Source organism: uncultured Paraglaciecola sp., from assembly GCF_913058035.1.
Taxonomy (GTDB): Bacteria; Pseudomonadota; Gammaproteobacteria; order Enterobacterales; family Alteromonadaceae; genus Paraglaciecola.
Genome location: NZ_CAJXPA010000003.1, coordinates 1 through 18,415 on the forward strand (window position 1 = coordinate 1; position 18,415 = coordinate 18,415).

Sequence of the window (18,415 nt, forward strand, 5' to 3'; positions counted from 1 at the left end):
ATATGGAAATAGGCTCCGCCACATTAAGGTAAAAACATTTTCACTTAATTATTTATTTAAACTACCAATAACGATTCGTCCAAGATAAAAAATATTGAATTCCTAGTGGTAGCATCTACGATAAAAGATTCTACATTCTCATCTATGCCATTTGAAATAGTATTAGCTTCAGAATCTGCTTTACTGTTCGTTCAATTCTCTGATTTTTTACAAGCTATTAAGCGTCAATATACAAAATGCATATTTGAAGTGCTGCATGCTCGAGTTTCTCAGCTACGTGTTGCTTTGAGGCGTTTTTCTGTGTGGTAAGAACTTTCAGACATAATATTAAAATATAAGATTATCCTGTTTTAACAACTTCTCAGCCTAGTTTGTAACGTTGGCTTCTTATTTATCTTCTTAATTTGGTATTTTCTAGTTTAGGACATTTTTTATAACGGTGTGTTTGCCGATAAAAGCCATTACGTGCCTATCAAAATTCTAACCTTATACACCATCGTTATGCGGCTGTTGCGCAGCTCTTCAAATGAAGTATCCACGCTAACAATTCGCAAATTACCCTTTAAAGGTTTTATAATATCTAACAATATGTCCCTGTAACGAACCTGCAGCTATAACTATTTTGCTCCCTCATTGATTATTTGGCTGAATACGGTGTATAAATTTTGTTACTTTTTGTTAATTTTTGTTTCTGATGTTGTGCATATCTAAGTCAAGGTAATAGGCGAGTGTGACACCAGACAAGCACATTGTTATAGGTATAATTAATCAAAATGAAAATTTCGTAAAAGTGGATATTATCTTTGATAATCATAAGTGATATCTCATTTTTGCGTCATTGGGCAATTATTTAGGGCTATTAGTAATAGATAAAAATCAATTTTGTCGCTTATAGTGGGCACTTGAGTAGGTTAAGTTACTTTTTTTATGCAATAATTTCAGTGTCATTTTTTTAAAGCCATAATTTATGTCCGAAAATAATAACATTCAGCAATATCCATTTCTTCAAAATGTGATTGGAATAGAACAAATTCTTAGTATGTTTGATCTACTAACTGATGTGATCTTTTGGATCAAAGACACTAAAAGTCAGGTGGTCTATGCTAATCGTCGGTTTGTTGAGCATATCGGTATGCATACCCTCAGCCAAGTAATTGGTAAGTCAGACTTAGCTTTTTTCCCACCACATATTGCCAAACAATTTATCACTGATGATCAAAGTGTGATGAGCGGTAATGTGATCACTGACCGACTAGAATTAAACATACTTAAGTTAGGTGAGTTTGCTTGGTTTTGTACTTCGAAAAGACCTTTATTTGATAGTCAAAATAATATTATCGGTTCTTATGGATTTACCCGTTTATTATCTAAGGCATCTCAGGTCTTATCTAGCATCGATGCCATAAAGGCACCAGTAGAGTATGTCCGCGAAAATTTCCATCGAGACTTGAGAATTGAAGATTTAGCTAAACTTGCCTTTATATCGGTCAGTGCTCTTGAAAGACGCTTTAAAAAGTATTTGTTTAAAACACCTAAACAATTCATCAATGAGATTCGTTTAGAAAATGCGCGCAGAATGTTAATCGAAACACGTTTACCGATTGCTGATGTTGCTTATCGATGTGGTTTTTCTGAGCATAGTTATTTCAGCCGACAGTTTCGTTTAATGTTTGGTACTTTACCGTCTCAATTGAGAGAAAATATGCAGCAAAATACAGTTGATAGTGTGCCAATTTAACTGTTCGGGGTCATACCAGCTTGTCAAATAATTGTGGATTTCGCTGACAACATTAACCAGTATGATGTAGAAAGTTTAAGAGTAATTGAACAGCTGCATGCCAATCAAGTTCTGGTTCACGTAATAGGTATCTGGAGCGGTCGAGGTGTGTCAAAAACATACTATGCTATACGCCCACCCTTTCTGATAGGGCTAGCGATTATGCCGCATTTTATTCCTCAAGATAGAGTTTCGTTGCGAATATCGGGGTTATATATGACAGTTACCTCAGTTTTGCCATAACTTGATATCAATATTTAGAAATGCTGGCTGAATAACCCCCACTCTAATGGGCTAAGTGACTTTGGCTTATAAAGTTAGACGCTTATTTGGAAAAGCTTCTAACTTGAAGTGAAAATAAAAAGCCACTATATCTGTGGCTTAATTTCTATGATTAATAATTTTAAGTATGATCTAGAAAGGGATATCATCATCAAAATCAAAATCTGGTTCAGCCATAGGTGCTTGCTGGCTTGGCGCTTGGTTGAAGCCTTGATTTTGTTGTTGTGGAGCACCTTGAGCGGGTGGTTTTTGATACTGCTGACCTTGCTGAGGTGGTTGTTGATAACCTTGATTCTGCTGTGGTGCTGCCGCAGGACGCTGTTGTCCTTGAAAACCACCTTCAGACTGACCTCCACTCTTGCCACCTAACATCTGCATAACGCCATTGAACGGGTCTAAAACGATCTCTGTGGTGAACTGGTCCTGACCTTCTTTGTTCTGCCATTTACGTGTTTGTAATTTACCTTCGATGTAGATTTGGCTGCCTTTACGTAAATATTCACCTGCGATTTCTGCTAGTTTTCCAAATATAGATACGCGATGCCATTCAGTTTTTTCCTGAACTTGCCCACTTTGGTCCTTCCAGCTTTCTGATGTGGCTAGAGCTAAATTGGCAACTGCTTTACCATTGGGGGTATATCTTACTTCGGGGTCTTTACCCAAATTACCTACTAAAATAACTTTATTTACACCTTTGCTTGCCATCTTTCCTCCTAATTATTCTTTTATGTTCAGCACAAGTCGAGCTTGTTGAATATCGAAATGTTGCTCTGCCTTTAAGTACATAACCTGTTCATCCGGAACAACCGTTATATCCACTACGCCTTTCAATTCAGAAAGCTGTTGTAAAGCCAGACTTGTTGTTTGTTTACTTATTTTAAGTGTATAACGTTTTAGCCTGTTAGTCGCGTTCAAACCTTTAATCAACACCAACCAAATACAACATAAAACACTGGCGAGAACAAATACCCATTGAATGCCTAAAAGTTCGCTGATACTGCCAGATAACACACCACCTATAAAAGCACCAAAAAATTGGAAACTGGCATAAATACCCATTGCAGAGCCTTTTTTACCAGCAGGAGCAATGTTCGAGACCATCGCTGGAAAGTTCGCCTCTAAGTAATTGAAGCAAGTGAAAAATAAGCTAATGAGCAGTATCAAATAAAGCAGTGAATTTTGACTAAAAACCATACATAAGAACACCGCAGCTAGACCGCCTACACTGATTTGCATAACTGCATTTTTATATTTTGATGCTGCAGCCATTAATCCAAGTAATCCAATGACTGAAGCAACTAATACTACTAAATAGGCTTGCCAATGTTTAGCCAGGGGCCAGTTTAAATCTACCAATAGCAATGGGATTTGCACAAAAAGTAAAGTGATTAACATGTGTAAAAACAACACACTGATATTCAAACGAGCTAAATCAGAATGTGAAACTAAACTTTTCAAATCTTGGATCACAGGTAATGTATCGCCTATTGGTGCAATGTTTTTTGCATTTGGGACGACAAATATTACCAGAAAGACACATAAAAAAGCCAATACGCCTGTGAGTAAAAAAATACCACTAAGGCCAAATTTAGCGGCAATGACAGGTCCAATTAAAAGTGCTAAATAAAATGAAAAACCAATGGAAATACCAATTACCGCCATGACCTTTGGACGTTGCTTTTCTCGGCTTAAATCGCCAGCTAAGGCCATAATAGCGCCTGCAATAGCGCCAGCACCTTGCAAAAACCTGCCTATAACCACCCAAACTAAAGTGTCTGCAGTCGCGGCAACCATACTGCCAATAGCAAAAATAAGTAATCCACCAATGATGATAGGTTTACGGCCAATTTTGTCAGATAATACCCCCATAGGAATTTGTAATAGGGCTTGTGTCAGGCCATAACCGCCTATTGCTAGACCGACTAAGAAAGCCGAATAATCAGGATATTCTTTGGCGCTGATGGCCAATACGGGCATTACCATAAACAAGCCAAGCATCCGAAGTACATAGACAAAGGCAAGAGAAAAGGCGCTGCGAAGTTCGGTAGAATTCAAAGTAGAAAGTATCTAATAAAAGTAAAATAATGCAGCTATAACATCGTAACAGTCTAACATTTTTTTAATGACACACACAATTGCCGTTGCGTCGTATTATTTTTTTGCCTTGTTTTTAACTTATTTCTAAAGATGGTTTTTGAATCACTTTTCGTCGATGTATTTAAAGTATTTCAGATAAGTTTTATTATTCTGATTGTAATAAAACGATTCTCAAAGTCCTAGTTTTACTGAGGTATAAAACTGAGCTGAGACAGCTTGTTTATATCTCGTTGTAAGTTAGCGTATTAAAGCACAATAAAAAACAATCCTTTATGCATGGATATTGTCAAAAAAATTCAACTTTATACTATGTATTTTAATTACTGGCGAATCGATTGCTGCTTTAGCACCATTTAAGCTTAATTTGGAGTATAAACTTGCTCTATTAACTTAATGCCCGTAGTGACTATTTGCAGAGTGTGTAATAATTGTTCTTTTGCGGCGCAACTGGTTACTAATGGATAGAATAGAAGTACGTGGGGCTCGAACTCACAACCTGAAAAACATCAATTTAGATATCCCCAGAGACAAACTGACTGTGATCACAGGTTTGTCAGGTTCAGGTAAATCTTCCTTGGCTTTCGACACTTTGTATGCGGAAGGGCAAAGACGTTATGTAGAGTCGCTTTCTGCTTACGCTCGCCAGTTTTTATCCATGATGGAAAAGCCAGATGTGGATCATATTGAAGGTCTATCTCCAGCTATTTCTATTGAGCAAAAGTCTACCTCGCATAATCCACGATCTACCGTTGGCACCATCACAGAAATTTATGATTATTTACGTTTGTTATATGCTCGGGTAGGAGAGCCTCGATGCCCTGAGCATCATGTGCCACTAGATGCGCAAACGATCGATCAGATGGTTGACCGGGTGTTAGATATGCCGGCTGATGTTAAATTAATGTTGCTTGCCCCAGTGGTGCAAGACCGAAAAGGTGAACATCTTAAGACTCTGGAGAATCTTGCTGCGCAAGGATTTATTCGTGCAAGAATAGATGGCAATGTATGTGATTTATCAGATCCGCCGGACCTCGACTTACATAAAAAACATACCATCGAAGTGGTTGTCGACCGTTTCACAGTGCGTGAAGATTTGAAACTACGCTTGTCAGAGTCTTTTGAAACAGCTTTAAACTTATCAGGTGGTACGGCAAAAGTTGCCTTTATGGATGAGCCTGACAAACAGGTTATGGTGTTTTCTTCTAATTTTGCTTGTCCACACTGCGGTTACAGCATGGCTGAGTTAGAGCCGCGTTTGTTTTCTTTTAACAATCCAGCTGGAGCCTGCCAGAGTTGTGATGGTTTGGGTACTAGACAGTTTTTTGACCCACATCGTATTATTGCTAACGCAGAAATTAGTTTGTCTGGTGGCGCCATTCGCGGTTGGGACAAGCGTAGTTATTATTATTTCCAAATGTTGCAAGCAGTTGCCGATCACTACAAATTTGATTTGACTTTACCATTTGCAGAGTTAGATGACGAATCCAAGGATATAGTATTAAACGGCAGCAGAGGAACATCGTTAAAGTTTAAATATATTAACGATCGCGGCGATATTATGGAACGCAAACATCCCTTCGAAGGAATTATCCCGAATATGGAGCGGCGTTACAAAGAGACCGAATCGAATGCCGTACGTGATGAGTTATCTAAGTATCTTAGTCAACAACATTGTTCTAGTTGTTCTGGTAGTCGCCTTAGATTAGAGGCTAGAAACGTGTTTATTGGCGAAACACCATTAAATGTTATCACTGATATGTCGATTGCCGGTGCTTTGGATTTTTTTGCTCACCTTAGCCTTACTGGAAAACGCTTAAAAATTGCAGAAAAAATCTTTAAAGAAATCAATGATAGATTAACCTTCTTAGTTAACGTGGGGCTAAATTATCTATCCCTTTCACGCAGTGCAGATACACTTTCTGGCGGTGAAGCTCAGCGAATTAGGTTAGCTAGTCAAATAGGTGCTGGTCTAGTAGGTGTCATGTATGTGCTCGACGAACCTTCTATTGGGTTACATCAACGAGACAACGCGAGGTTACTTGAGACTCTTGTTCACTTACGTGACTTAGGTAACACTGTAATTGTGGTTGAGCATGATGAGGATGCCATTCGAGCTGCTGACTTTGTATTAGATATCGGCCCTGGTGCTGGTATTCACGGTGGGGAAATTGTAGCTCAAGGTACCATCGAGGATATAAAAAATAGTGAACGTTCAATAACAGGCATGTATTTGTCTGGTAGAGAAAGAATCGAAATACCTGCCAAACGTACCGAAATTGACCAGGATAAGTGGGTGGTGTTAACCGGTGCTACTGGAAACAACTTACAAGACGTCACGTTTAGAGCGCCATTAGGATTAATGACTTGCGTAACAGGGGTTTCTGGTTCAGGCAAATCTACTTTAATAAACGATACCTTTTATCGTATCGCACATAGAGAATTGAATGGCGCGACCACAGGGGAGCCTGCTCCGTATAAAACCATCACAGGTATGGAGTTTATGGATAAGGTTGTGGATATCGACCAAAGCCCTATTGGTCGAACACCACGCTCAAATCCAGCGACTTATGCAGGCATTTTTACGCCTGTACGGGAATTATTTGCGGGTACACATGAAGCCAGATCACGTGGCTATAAACCCGGACGTTTTAGTTTCAACGTTAAAGGCGGACGTTGTGAAGCTTGTCAAGGCGATGGTGTCATCAAGGTTGAAATGCACTTTTTACCTGACGTATATGTGCCTTGTGATATATGTAAAAGCAAACGTTACAATCGTGAAACATTAGAAATTTTATATAAAGGCCTGAATATTCATCAAGTACTAGATATGACAGTAGAAGAGGCACGACCTTTCTTCGATGTTATACCTGCTATTGCACGAAAATTACAAACTCTAATGGATGTAGGTTTGTCGTATGTTCGGTTAGGCCAAGCTGCAACGACTCTGTCAGGCGGTGAAGCACAGCGTGTAAAGTTAGCTAAAGAGTTATCCAAACGTGATACGGGTCAAACCTTGTATATTTTGGATGAACCCACTACAGGTCTACATTTTCATGATATTAAACAGCTATTAGAAGTCTTGCACAGGCTGCGTGACCACGGTAATACAGTGATAGTCATTGAACATAATTTAGATGTGATCAAAACAGCAGACTGGGTAGTGGATCTTGGTCCTGAAGGTGGCTCTGGTGGTGGGCAGATTGTTGCTCAAGGAACTCCTGAAGATATTTGTAATGTGAAAGAATCTCATACTGCACGTTTCCTCAAACCACTACTACAAAAATAGAGGTTTTATTGTATGTACAGTGAAGAATTTAATGTCCGCTTTTACGAGACTGATGCATTAGCTCACGTGAGTAATACCGTCCTAGTAGGTTGGTTTGAAACAGGTCGTGAGCCGCTTTTTAAATTATTCACCCCTGAATTGGATCTTCAAAACTGGCCACTTATTCTGGCCAGTTATAAAGTTGATTTTTTAGAGCAGATTTATTATGGGCAAAAAGTGCAAGTTAAAACTTACATTAGCCGAATAGGAACGAGCTCTTTTGATGTTTATCAGGAGCTGTGGCAGAAGCAAAAAAAATGCGCAACTGGCACTACCACTCTAGTACATTTTGATTTTCAGACAAAAAAAGCTGTTGCGATAAACGAAAAAATAAGAGCGATACTTTTGGAGAATGGTTACCCGGAGTAAAATTAGTGTCAAAACGCACAAAAAAACGCAACTGCAGTTTTTTGTGCGTTGATTTAGCCATGCAGCTTAGGTTTTCTGGCCTTAATATCTAAATGTGCAAGCAAGATGGCTTTTATGGTAATTATCAATATATAGCCGAATTTTTAACCTTCATATGGACTCACACTTATTCCCGACAAGGAATATCCTACTGTCGCCAAATCACCTTTCCATCCTGTAGTCGTTAAAGTGCCGGTCACCCATACAGCGTCGTATAGATCATCTATTGGTACTGCTGTAGCAAACTGCACGTAAACTATTTGATTGGCTGGTGGAGGTGGTACATGAATACAAGCGCCAAAATAAGGTACGAGTAAAAATTCACTGCTCGTTTCGTTGTCGCCCTCAAGAGGTACAACAAATCCTGGTATTCTTACCAGTTTACCATTTAGGCTCTGAATTACAGGAGCATCTAGTCCCATTTGCAGCATGCTACCGTCATGACTCAAAGGCATGTCGGGAGTCTGATAATCTGGAGGTACCATATCTTCCCAAAAAAGCTCCAGTGGCTCTTTGGCTAACGTTATCTGACTGAACAAGAACGTTATCAAACATAGTGTATTAACAATTTTTATCATGATTTTTTTATTAGCCTGAGTTGGGTTGACCTAATATAAAGAATATTCACTTATGCCATACTTAGACAATAGTGTTGAGGATATTCAACGCTAAGATAAGTATTAAAACGCAGAATCAGTATCGATATAAATTACCATATTAAGCAGACTAAACCACAATATATCCAGCAACGATGAGGTTATAACCCTTGTAGTATGGTTGATATTGAAGCCTACATCTAAGTCCTTCTGACCCGCAAACTGTTTGAAATTGGCCCTTACTAAAACCTTGGAAGTAAGTTGTCAGTTATGTAGACGTTAAAGCTGTACCCGTGGGTTCTAACTTTTGACAAGTAAGCAACTAAAAGACTTTTTCAAATACAAAAAAACCGGTACATACCGGCTCCTATAATTTTGTTAATACCTAAAAAGTGTTAAAAGGCAGGCTTTTTTTCTTCTGCTTCATATAATTTGACACTGTTGACCAGTTCGGCTTTAGCCGATGCTGCATCTTCCCAGCCTTCTATTTTTACCCATTTGTTAGGTTCCAAGTCTTTATAATGTTCAAAGAAATGTTGAATTTGATGTTTAGTCAGCTCAGGGATGTGATCTATGTCAGTAATGCCACGATAAATTGTTGATAACTTATCAGCAGGTACTGCAAGAATTTTTGCATCGATACCCGACTCATCAGTCATTTTTAGTACACCTACAGGGCGGCACTTTATAACTGAACCAGCTAAAAGCGGAAAGGGAGTCATAACTAACACATCAGCCGGGTCACCGTCTTCGGATAAGGTGTGTGGGACATACCCGTAGTTAGTCGGGTAATGCATACAAGTCGCCATAAAACGGTCGACAAATATAGCGCCAGATTCTTTGTCTACTTCATATTTAACAGGGTCAGAGTGGGCAGGAATTTCGATTATTACATTTATTTCTTCTGGCAAGTTTTTACCAGCGGGTACTGCGTTAAGGCTCATAGTAATACCTAAAGTTGAAGAATTTTATTTGGAAATATTATAGTGCTTAGAGACACAAGATGAAACTCACCCAAGTGATTAAAACCCAGACTATGTACAATTATTGATTAAAACTTGAACTAAAGATAAATATCTCGTTATAGTTGTACTGAAAATGTAAAATAATTGTAAATAAAACAATAAAGTAGCCACGACTCATGAATGTTGCAGTAATGAGAAATTGGCATAAATGGTTTACCAAATGGATCCACTCTTGAACATTGTCGAAACTTTTAAATCTGAATTGTTGAATCGGAATTGTTAGATCGGAATTGTTAGATCGGAATTGTTAGATCGGAATTGTTAAAGAGTGTCTGTTTTGTGACATTGTTACATTAACGTTGGGGATTTTTATGAATGAACTATTCTATTTGCCGCCTATCTTGGGATTGGCTGGCTTAATGAGCGCCTTTGTTATCTATATTACTATTAAAAAATCACCTGTTTCTAATCCAGCTATTATCAAAATAGGTGATGCCATACATTCAGGTGCGATGGTGTTTATGCACCGAGAGTATAAAATGTTGTTCCTTTTTGCCTTAGTGGTGGGGATCGCTTTATATTTTTCATTGGGTCAGTTCACTACTATAGCGTTTGTCGCAGGCGCCTTATGTTCAGCTTTTGCAGGTTACATGGGTATGTTTACTGCGACTAAAGCGAATGTTCGCACCACCCAAGCCGCTCATGACGAGGGTCCGGCGGCTGCTCTAACTATCGCTTTTATGGGCGGTTCTGTGATGGGGCTATGTGTTGCATCTATGGGACTTTTGGGTTTAGGTTCACTATATTGGCTCTTTGGCGGTGACCCTAGTACTACTCACGTTATTCATGGTTTCGGTATGGGGGCTTCTATTGTTGCTTTATTTTCTCGAGTAGGGGGAGGTATTTTCACTAAAAGCGCTGACGTTGGTGCTGATTTAGTTGGTAAAATTGAAGCTGGTATCCCGGAGGATGACCCACGTAACCCGGGTGTTATTGCTGATAATGTGGGTGATAACGTGGGTGATGTGGCAGGCATGGGTTCAGATATATTTGAGTCTTATTGCGGCTCAATGATCGCCACTATTGCCATTGCATCAACTATGGCTTTAGGTGCGCTAGGTAGTCGAGAATCTCTAATGTTCTTGCCACTGGCTTTAGCATCAACTGGCCTATTATGTTCAGTTGCAGGCATCGTAATGGTGAAATTTTTATCAGCGAGCAAACCAGAGGTCGCTTTGCGTGCTGGAACTATGTCAGCAGCGGTGATTTTCATTGCCGCAGCTTATTTTGTGGTTGCCAAACTAGGTGTGAGCGAGCAAGTGTGGTGGGCGGTCGTTGCCGGTGCAGTGGGTGGAATTATTATTGGCTTAGTGACCGAATATTACACCGCTTCTACACCTGTACGTAAAATAGCCAAAGCAGGAGAGACGGGTCCTGCTACCGTTATGATCACAGGTTTGGCGGTGGGAATGCAATCGGTTGTTATTCCAGTGCTTACCATATGTGCGATTATTTATGCTTCGACTCAACTATCAGGTCTGTATGGTGTAGGTATTGCTGCTGTTGGTATGTTAGCAACTGTAGGTATTACTATGGCAATTGATGCTTATGGGCCTGTTGCCGACAATGCTGGTGGTATAGCTGAAATGGCGGGTTTGGGAGAAGAAACCCGTGCCATTACTGACTCGCTTGATGAGCTAGGGAATACTACCGCGGCTATTGGGAAAGGTTTCGCTATAGGAGCTGCTGCTCTTGCTGCCTTGGCTATCATTGCTGCTTTTATAGAAACCTTAGTGAACAAGTACCCTGACTTCACTTTGAACTTGGGTAATCCCATGGTATTAATTGGACTCTTTATTGGCGGCTTACTGCCATTTTTAATTGCCTCTATCACGATGACTGCTGTGGGTGATGCTGCATTTGAAATGATCCAAGAAATACGTCGTCAATTTAGAGAGATTGAAGGCCTAATGGAAGGCACCGCTGAGCCTGATAATGCACGTTGTATCGATATTGCCACTCAGGCTGCACTGAAAAAAATGATTTTACCGGGTGTGATTGCTGTTGGTGTGCCTCCTTTAATAGGTTTTGGTTTAGGTGCACATGCCTTAGGCGGTATGTTAGGTGGAGCATTGCTGGGTTGTGTATTACTTGCGTTGATGATGGCTAATGCTGGTGGAGCTTGGGATAACGCCAAAAAATATGTTGAAAAAGGTAACTTAGGTGGAAAAGGATCTGATACTCATGCAGCTGTGGTTGTGGGAGACACAGTAGGCGACCCATTTAAAGATACATCTGGACCCTCTATGAATATTTTGATCAATGTGATGGCTATAGTGAGCTTGGTCATAGCACCACTGTTGTAGAACTTTATAATGATAAGGGGCAAAATATAGCTATTTAGCTCCTTATTTTTTTATTCAAATTTCAAAATGATTCTCAGCTATTCGTATGCACCAAACAATATTATATTTTTTAGAAACAAAGTAATAAGTCGTAAATTTGATGCCTTTTACCTCGAAAAAGCATTATCAAGGCAAGAAGAAATTGATAAAAAAACATTGAAAATGTCATTTAATATTTTGTCTTTGTGCGTGTCAGTGTTGACAATATTAGCATCTGCATCGTGATCACCAAAGCAGACTCAAGTTACGTCACAACTTGAACAAACCATCAGCTAAACAGAATCTAGAAAAGTGAGTTAAGTATTTTTCTGTAATGTTTGAATAAGACTATAAACGTTCACCTCATAGACAAAGCTACTTAGATTACAAATAGGATTACAAATAGGATTACAATAAATGGAATGATATTTCATAAGCGACACAAGATGAAACTCGGCTGATACAAGAGAAACGTTTAGCCGATTTATAAAAATTGATTTGTGTCAATTGAATATCTAAGAAAAGTTAGGTGATAATGTGCCTAATGCTGATATTCAGCGGTGTCTAATGAGTGATGAATTTCGACACCACATCTCTGTTATGCATTAACTTCGTGCCTTTCATATTATGGTGCCAAGTTACCAGATGTAATCTTTGGCTTATCATGAAGATATACTAGGACATCATATGCAACGTGCAGTTTCTCAACAACTGGAAGGGATCCCTAAGTTTCAAAAATATGTATCTTTTAGTGCTTACACTGAAGGCTGGGGTTCATATTTTGAAGAGCTAGCAGAAGATATGGGGTTTTATCAAGATCCCTTTTAGACTTTGGCCGTCTTGCTATGGAGTTATGGCGAACTTGCCGTCTAGTGGTGGATACGGTTATTCGCGTTAAAAAATGGAGCCGAGAAAAAGCTATGACTCATTTGATTGAAAATACGCCGAGTCCAAAAAATGACTCAGTTAGAGCAATCGAACGTTGTATTGCTATGCCAGGACAAGCAACCGCTCATTTAATAGGAAAATTAAAAATCATGGAACTACAAACCCAAGCCTAATAAACCTTAGGTGAAAAGTTCGATATCCAAGACTTTCATCATGAGATATTAAAAGATGGCTCGGTTCCCTTCAATATTCTTTAGGATAAAGTACTCAATTGGATCATGTTAGAAAAATAAATAAAGCTTAAGTCTAAAAAAGGTGAGCGCTAGGCTCACCTTTTTTATCAATGTTCAATTATTTACTTACTTATAATAACTCAGACAGGTTTCTACCTCTTCTTTTGAGCCAATCAACACTGGGACACGTTGATGAATTTCGGTGGGCATGACCTCCATAATTCGACCTGTACCAGTATTGGCTAGACCACCTGCTTGCTCAACTAAAAATGCCATTGGGTTCGCTTCATATAATAAACGTAATTTACCTGCTTTACTCGGATCGCGTTTGTCGTAAGGGTACATAAAAATACCACCACGAGATAACACTCTGTGAATATCACCTACCATTGCAGCAACCCAACGCATGTTGTAATCTTTTTCTCTTGGACCCTCAGTACCAGCTAATAAATCGTTAATGTATGCTTGGACGGGGGCTTCCCAATGACGTTGGTTCGATGCATTAATCGAATATTCAGCGGTTTGTACTGGCACTTTTACATTAGGAGTTGTCAACAAAAAACCGCCATGGGTTTTATCTAATGTATAAAGATGTGTACCACGACCGGTCGTCAAGGCAAGCATAGCGGAAGGGCCATAAAGTACATAACCGGCTGCTACTATCTGTGTTCCAGGCTGTAAAAAAGCTGATGGATCATCGGAGTCCATCCATTGTGGAGCGTGAGTAATAGAAAAAATAGTACCGATGAGGCTATTAATATCAGTATTTGACGAGCCATCAAGAGGATCAAAACTTACTAGGTAATTACCATTTGGATTACAAGGGACAACGTCATCTTCTTCCTCTGAGGATATCGCTTTTACATAGCCTGATTCACTAAGAATATCTTTGAGGATTTGATTAGAAATCACATCTAATTTCTTCTGTGTTTCGCCTTGTACGTTTTCACTTAATGTTGAACCCAAAACACCTGCTAATGCACCTTGACTGACCCTAAAAGATATTTCTTTACAGCCAGCTAATATTGTTCTCAATAGCAGTATCAGCTCCATAGGCGCGCCATCTTCTTGAAGTTGCGAGTTAAGTCTTTTCATTCTTAGTAAATACCTTGTGGTTGTAGGGTTATGCAACATGTTTTTTTATATAAGTTACTAACGTCTAGGATTGTACCTTCAAAAAGCAAGAAACTCAGTAACCTGTATGTATTCTTTATTAATTTAACATAAACAGTCATATGTCATAGCGATAGCAGCGACAAATTTTTTTACATTGTTGATTGGGTAAGCGATCTTTGTTCTGGTAATCTATTGTTCTTAGAAATTTTGAATAGCAATTTATGCATCTACATATTTTAGGTATTTGTGGCACTTTTATGGGTGGCATTGCAGCTATCGCTAAGGAGCTAGGGCACAAAGTCACGGGTTCAGACAGTAATGTATACCCACCTATGAGCACACAATTAAAGTCTCTAGGTATTGAGTTATTTGAAGGATACGGTGTAAAACAATTTAAAAATGAACCAGATATAGTTGTCATAGGCAATTCGTTGTCCCGCGGCAATGAAGCGGTAGAGTATGTTTTGAACAGAAATCTACCTTACACTAGTGGTCCACAGTGGTTACTTGAAAACGTTCTCAAAGAACTCTGGGTTATAGCTGTGTCTGGTACCCATGGCAAAACTAGCACCTCGAGTATGTTAGCTTGGATATTAGAGTATGCAGGTCTTAAACCAGGATTTTTGATTGGTGGGGTCCCACAAAATTTTAATGTTTCTGCGCGTTTAGGTGAAAGTCCATTTTTTGTTATTGAGGCAGATGAATACGACAGTGCGTTTTTTGATAAGCGTTCTAAGTTTGTGCACTATCACCCTCGTACTTTAGTAATGAATAACTTGGAATTTGACCACGCTGATATATTTACTGATTTAAGTGACATCCAAAAACAGTTTAATCATCTACTTCGCACCGTACCTAGCAACGGTTTAGTGTTATTACCCAAGTCAGACAATAACTTGAGGAAAGTGTTAGACCTTGGATGTTGGACACCAATACAGTTTACCGGTGGTGATTGGCAGGTACAAAACAGTAACCCCGAGTGCAGTGAGTTTGACGTTTTGTTTAAGGGACAGCCGCAAGGTAAAGTGCGCTGGGGCTTAATGGGAGAGCACAACGTTAATAATGCATTGATAGCAATAGCTGCTGCAAAACATTGCGGAGTTAAAAGTGATTTAGCAATGGAAGCATTAGGTCAGTTTGTTAATGTAAAACGCCGTATGGAGGTTAAAGCTGTGGTGAATGATATCACCTTGTATGATGATTTTGCCCATCATCCTACTGCTATCGCTACCACTGTTGATGGACTTCGGGCTAAAGTCGGCGATGAGCGTATTTTGGCTGTATTAGAGCCTCGTTCTAATACTATGAAAATGGGTGTTCACAAGGACACACTCGCCGCCTCTTGGTCAAATGCCGACCAAGTGTTTATCTTTGAACCGTCAAATTTAACGTGGTCGATGGATGACCTGTTGGCACAAAGTAACGTGCCAGCCATGTTATATAGAGATATAGATATGCTGGTGAAATCTATTATTTCTTATGCACAGCCGGGCGACCACATTTTGGTGATGAGCAATGGTAGTTTTGGCGGTATTCATGAATTGTTGACACAACAATTAGTAAAAATTGTATAAACCTGTCATTCCGCACATAAATTATAAATAAGAATCAAATAAGATATTAATAAAGAGCTTTCAAAATGAAATTAAATAAACTGATTATTGGTGTGTTGGTGGCTGTGATGAGCTTTCAAGCGTTAAGTTGGGGACAAGTTGGACACAGAGTAACAGGGGCGATTGCTGAGCAATACCTGACACCTGAAGCTCAGCGTGCCATCGATAGGCTATTGATTAATGAAGATTTAGCAGAAGCCTCGACTTATGCCGATGAGATGAAGGCCAACCCTAGCGAGTTTTGGAAAAAAACTGCTAACCCTTGGCATTATGTGAATGTGTTTGATGGTAAGACATATTCAGACGTAGCCCCGCCACCTGAAGGCAATGCGGTGACTGCTTTGGAAATGTTTTCTAAACAACTAAAAAGTAAACAATCAAGCTTTGCAGAGAAACAACTCGCACTGCGGTTTATTGTGCATATTATTGGTGACTTACATCAACCCTTTCACGCTGGAAATGGAAAAGATAGGGGCGGTAACGACGTAAAATTGAAGTTTTTTTGGGAAGATTCTAATTTACACCGCGTTTGGGATTCAGGCTTGATTGACCGGCAAAATTTGTCATACACAGAATGGACTAAAATCTTAAGTCGCAAAATCTCTGAGCAACAGGCGAATGAATGGATGGAAGTTGATCCTAAAGTGTGGATAGCTGAAAGCAAAAAGTTACGTGCGAATTTATATCCTGATAGCGACACGTTATCGTGGGATTACCAATATCAAAACTTGCCTATAGTAAAAGAACGTTTGCAAATGGGCGGCGTTAGAATTGCAGCTTTTCTAAATGCCTTGCTTAAATAATTGAGTGCGTAATTAATTTGTCTGAAAATATACTCACATTGTTACCTAAAATAATCGCAGGGCCTATTGTTCGGCGAGCTAGTGCAAGGCAAGTTTGCTTTTGGTTGATAACCAATAAAGCTTATAAATTTTCTGTTAAGTTGTTCAGCCACCAACAACAGATAACTTGGTTTGATGCTCAGTTAGATGACAAACAGCACTGTCAGATTCAGGTTGGGGTACACGCCTTTGTCAATTTTTTCACGTTAGAGCCCAATATAGACATTTTATGTGGGAGTAGGGTAAGTTACGACATCATCTTGCTAGACAACGATGGCAGTAAAAGTTATTTAGGTAAATTAATACCTTCTTTGCTTTATTTAGGTCAAGCTTATCCTAGTTTTTTGATACGCCGACAAATTAGACAAATGTTACATGGCTCCTGTCGTAAACCTCATCATGATAGTGATGATGGTTTGGTCATTGTTGACCAACAAATTAAGTTAGGACTGTTAGACCAAATTGAGCCGCCTGACCTACTAATGATGTCAGGAGATCAGGTTTATACAGATGATGTTGCTGGGCCAACTCTCGTCGCGATTAAACAAACTATTGATAGTTTGGGTTTGTTCCATGAAGAGCTAGAAGGGTCAACTATAAGCAATAGCAAAGAGATATTTGAACACACACACTGTTTTTATCAACGCCCCGAATTACTCCCGGATGACCCAAGTACAACCAATACCTACAGTCAATTTTTTGCTGGTAAACGTAAGCCTATTTTTACTTCAGTCAATGCCAGTAACCACTTAATATCGCTTGCTGAAGTCATGGCTATGTATATTCTCACTTGGTCGCCTGAAATGTGGCGACGAGTCAATATCAGTGATGAGGCCATCCCCGAACTTTTTAAGCAAAAGTTTGCCGAAGAACAAACAATTATTGAGAATTTTGTTGCCGGTTTAGACAAGGTTAGGAGGGCGCTAGCCCATGTACGTGTCTACATGATCTTCGATGATCATGATATTACTGATGACTGGAACTTAACCCGTGGTTGGGAGGATGCGGTATACGGTAACTTATTTGCCAAACGTATAGTAGGCAATGCATTAGTAGGATATTGGTTGTGTCAAGGCTGGGGTAATGACCCCGATAAGTTAAAACCGTTATTTGAGTCTTGTCGTGCGTTTTTTACTGAAAAGGGTGTTATTCAACATGATATGCTCGTTCAAAATTTGCTTGATTGGGAACATTGGCACTACTGCCTAGAAACGTCACCTAAGCTGGTGGTATTGGATACACGAACCCAGCGTTGGCGTTCTGAGTCGAGTTTAAGTAAACCTTCAGGTTTGATGGACTGGGAAGCCTTGTGTGAATTGCAGCAAGAGCTAATTGGTCAAGAGGCTGTAATTATGGTTTCGGCTGCACCTATTTTTGGTGTAAAGCTAATAGAAACGATACAACGCATTTTTACTTTTTTTGGAGGAGCACTAACCGTAGATGCAGAAAATTGGATGGCACATAAAGGCACGGCAAGTGTGATGCTGAATATTTTTCGAAACCGTAAAACACCACCAAATTTTGTGATCCTGTCTGGTGATGTGCATTATTCATTTGTGTATGACATTACCCTGAGATTCAGACATAACAGCCCCAATATTACCCAGATAACCAGTAGCGGCATCAAAAACGAGTTTCCTGATAAGCTACTAAAGTGGTTCGACAGACTTAATCGTATTCTATATAGCAAATATTCGCCGCTAAACTGGTTTACTCAGAGACGAAACATGCTAGTTAGGCACCGCAAGCCGAATGCTCACAAATTAGCCACACTTTCAAACGGATCTGGAATAGGGTTACTCAAGATAGACCAAGCTTGCAGTAAAGTTGAGGCACAGCAACTGTGTACCTCAGGTAAAGTTGTCACTTTTATTAAAAAGGAATAAGTA

General features: G+C 39.4%; 12 protein-coding genes and 1 pseudogene. 8 read left to right on the forward strand and 5 right to left on the reverse strand.

Annotated features, from left to right (window positions below; translation table 11 throughout):
* Positions 1 to 967: 967 nt before the first annotated feature.
* Positions 968 to 1,738 carry an AraC family transcriptional regulator gene (locus QZ562_RS00765; RefSeq protein ID WP_293755575.1) on the forward strand — a complete coding sequence of 257 codons (771 nt, stop codon included), beginning with the start codon at positions 968 to 970 and terminating at the stop codon, positions 1,736 to 1,738.
* A 453-nt stretch (positions 1,739 to 2,191) separates the two neighbouring features.
* Here the strand turns inward: QZ562_RS00765 and ssb are convergent, their stop codons facing one another.
* Positions 2,192 to 2,764, reverse strand: a complete 573-nt coding sequence (ssb, locus tag QZ562_RS00770; protein WP_293755578.1) for a single-stranded DNA-binding protein — start codon at positions 2,762 to 2,764, stop codon at positions 2,192 to 2,194.
* A gap of 12 nt (positions 2,765 to 2,776) precedes the next feature.
* Positions 2,777 to 4,114, reverse strand: coding sequence for an MFS transporter (locus QZ562_RS00775; protein ID WP_293755581.1), 1,338 nt, complete (start codon positions 4,112 to 4,114; stop codon positions 2,777 to 2,779).
* Between the two features lie 499 nt (positions 4,115 to 4,613).
* On the opposite strand from QZ562_RS00775, the gene uvrA reads away from it, so the two are divergent.
* Entirely contained in the window at positions 4,614 to 7,442 is a 2,829-nt protein-coding gene (uvrA, locus tag QZ562_RS00780) for an excinuclease ABC subunit UvrA (RefSeq protein WP_293755584.1), read from the forward strand.
* A 12-nt stretch (positions 7,443 to 7,454) separates the two neighbouring features.
* The gene (locus QZ562_RS00785; RefSeq protein WP_293755586.1) at positions 7,455 to 7,850 is read left to right on the forward strand and encodes a thioesterase family protein; all 396 of its coding nucleotides are present in this window, start codon (positions 7,455 to 7,457) and stop codon (positions 7,848 to 7,850) included.
* Positions 7,851 to 7,993: 143 nt separating this feature from the next.
* Here the strand turns inward: QZ562_RS00785 and QZ562_RS00790 are convergent, their stop codons facing one another.
* Together QZ562_RS00790 and ppa are read right to left on the reverse strand one after the other, a co-directional pair.
* Entirely contained in the window at positions 7,994 to 8,467 is a 474-nt protein-coding gene (locus QZ562_RS00790) for a DUF3299 domain-containing protein (protein WP_293755587.1), read from the reverse strand.
* Positions 8,468 to 8,880: 413 nt separating this feature from the next.
* Positions 8,881 to 9,429 (reverse strand): inorganic diphosphatase, encoded by a 549-nt coding sequence (gene ppa / locus QZ562_RS00795; protein WP_293755588.1) that lies wholly within the window; start codon positions 9,427 to 9,429, stop codon positions 8,881 to 8,883.
* 392 nt (positions 9,430 to 9,821) lie between these two features.
* On the opposite strand from ppa, the gene QZ562_RS00800 reads away from it, so the two are divergent.
* Together QZ562_RS00800 and QZ562_RS00805 are read left to right on the forward strand one after the other, a co-directional pair.
* A complete protein-coding gene (locus QZ562_RS00800) occupies positions 9,822 to 11,816 on the forward strand; it encodes a sodium-translocating pyrophosphatase (RefSeq protein ID WP_293755590.1) in 1,995 nt (664 codons plus the stop codon).
* 705 nt (positions 11,817 to 12,521) lie between these two features.
* Positions 12,522 to 12,895 (forward strand): annotated as a pseudogene (locus QZ562_RS00805) (DUF885 family protein).
* A gap of 186 nt (positions 12,896 to 13,081) precedes the next feature.
* Here QZ562_RS00805 and QZ562_RS00810 read toward each other — a convergent pair.
* The gene (locus QZ562_RS00810; RefSeq protein ID WP_293755592.1) at positions 13,082 to 14,050 is read right to left on the reverse strand and encodes a class 1 fructose-bisphosphatase; all 969 of its coding nucleotides are present in this window, start codon (positions 14,048 to 14,050) and stop codon (positions 13,082 to 13,084) included.
* 242 nt (positions 14,051 to 14,292) lie between these two features.
* Between QZ562_RS00810 and mpl the strand changes: the two genes are divergently transcribed.
* The 3 genes from mpl to QZ562_RS00825 all read left to right on the forward strand — a co-directional run bounded on the left by mpl (position 14,293) and on the right by QZ562_RS00825 (position 18,412).
* Positions 14,293 to 15,645, forward strand: a complete 1,353-nt coding sequence (mpl, locus tag QZ562_RS00815; RefSeq protein ID WP_293755595.1) for a UDP-N-acetylmuramate:L-alanyl-gamma-D-glutamyl-meso-diaminopimelate ligase — start codon at positions 14,293 to 14,295, stop codon at positions 15,643 to 15,645.
* Positions 15,646 to 15,710: 65 nt separating this feature from the next.
* Positions 15,711 to 16,487, forward strand: a complete 777-nt coding sequence (locus tag QZ562_RS00820) for a S1/P1 nuclease (protein WP_293755597.1) — start codon at positions 15,711 to 15,713, stop codon at positions 16,485 to 16,487.
* Positions 16,488 to 16,504: 17 nt separating this feature from the next.
* Positions 16,505 to 18,412, forward strand: a complete 1,908-nt coding sequence (locus QZ562_RS00825) for an alkaline phosphatase family protein (RefSeq protein WP_293755599.1) — start codon at positions 16,505 to 16,507, stop codon at positions 18,410 to 18,412.
* Positions 18,413 to 18,415: the final 3 nt, after the last annotated feature.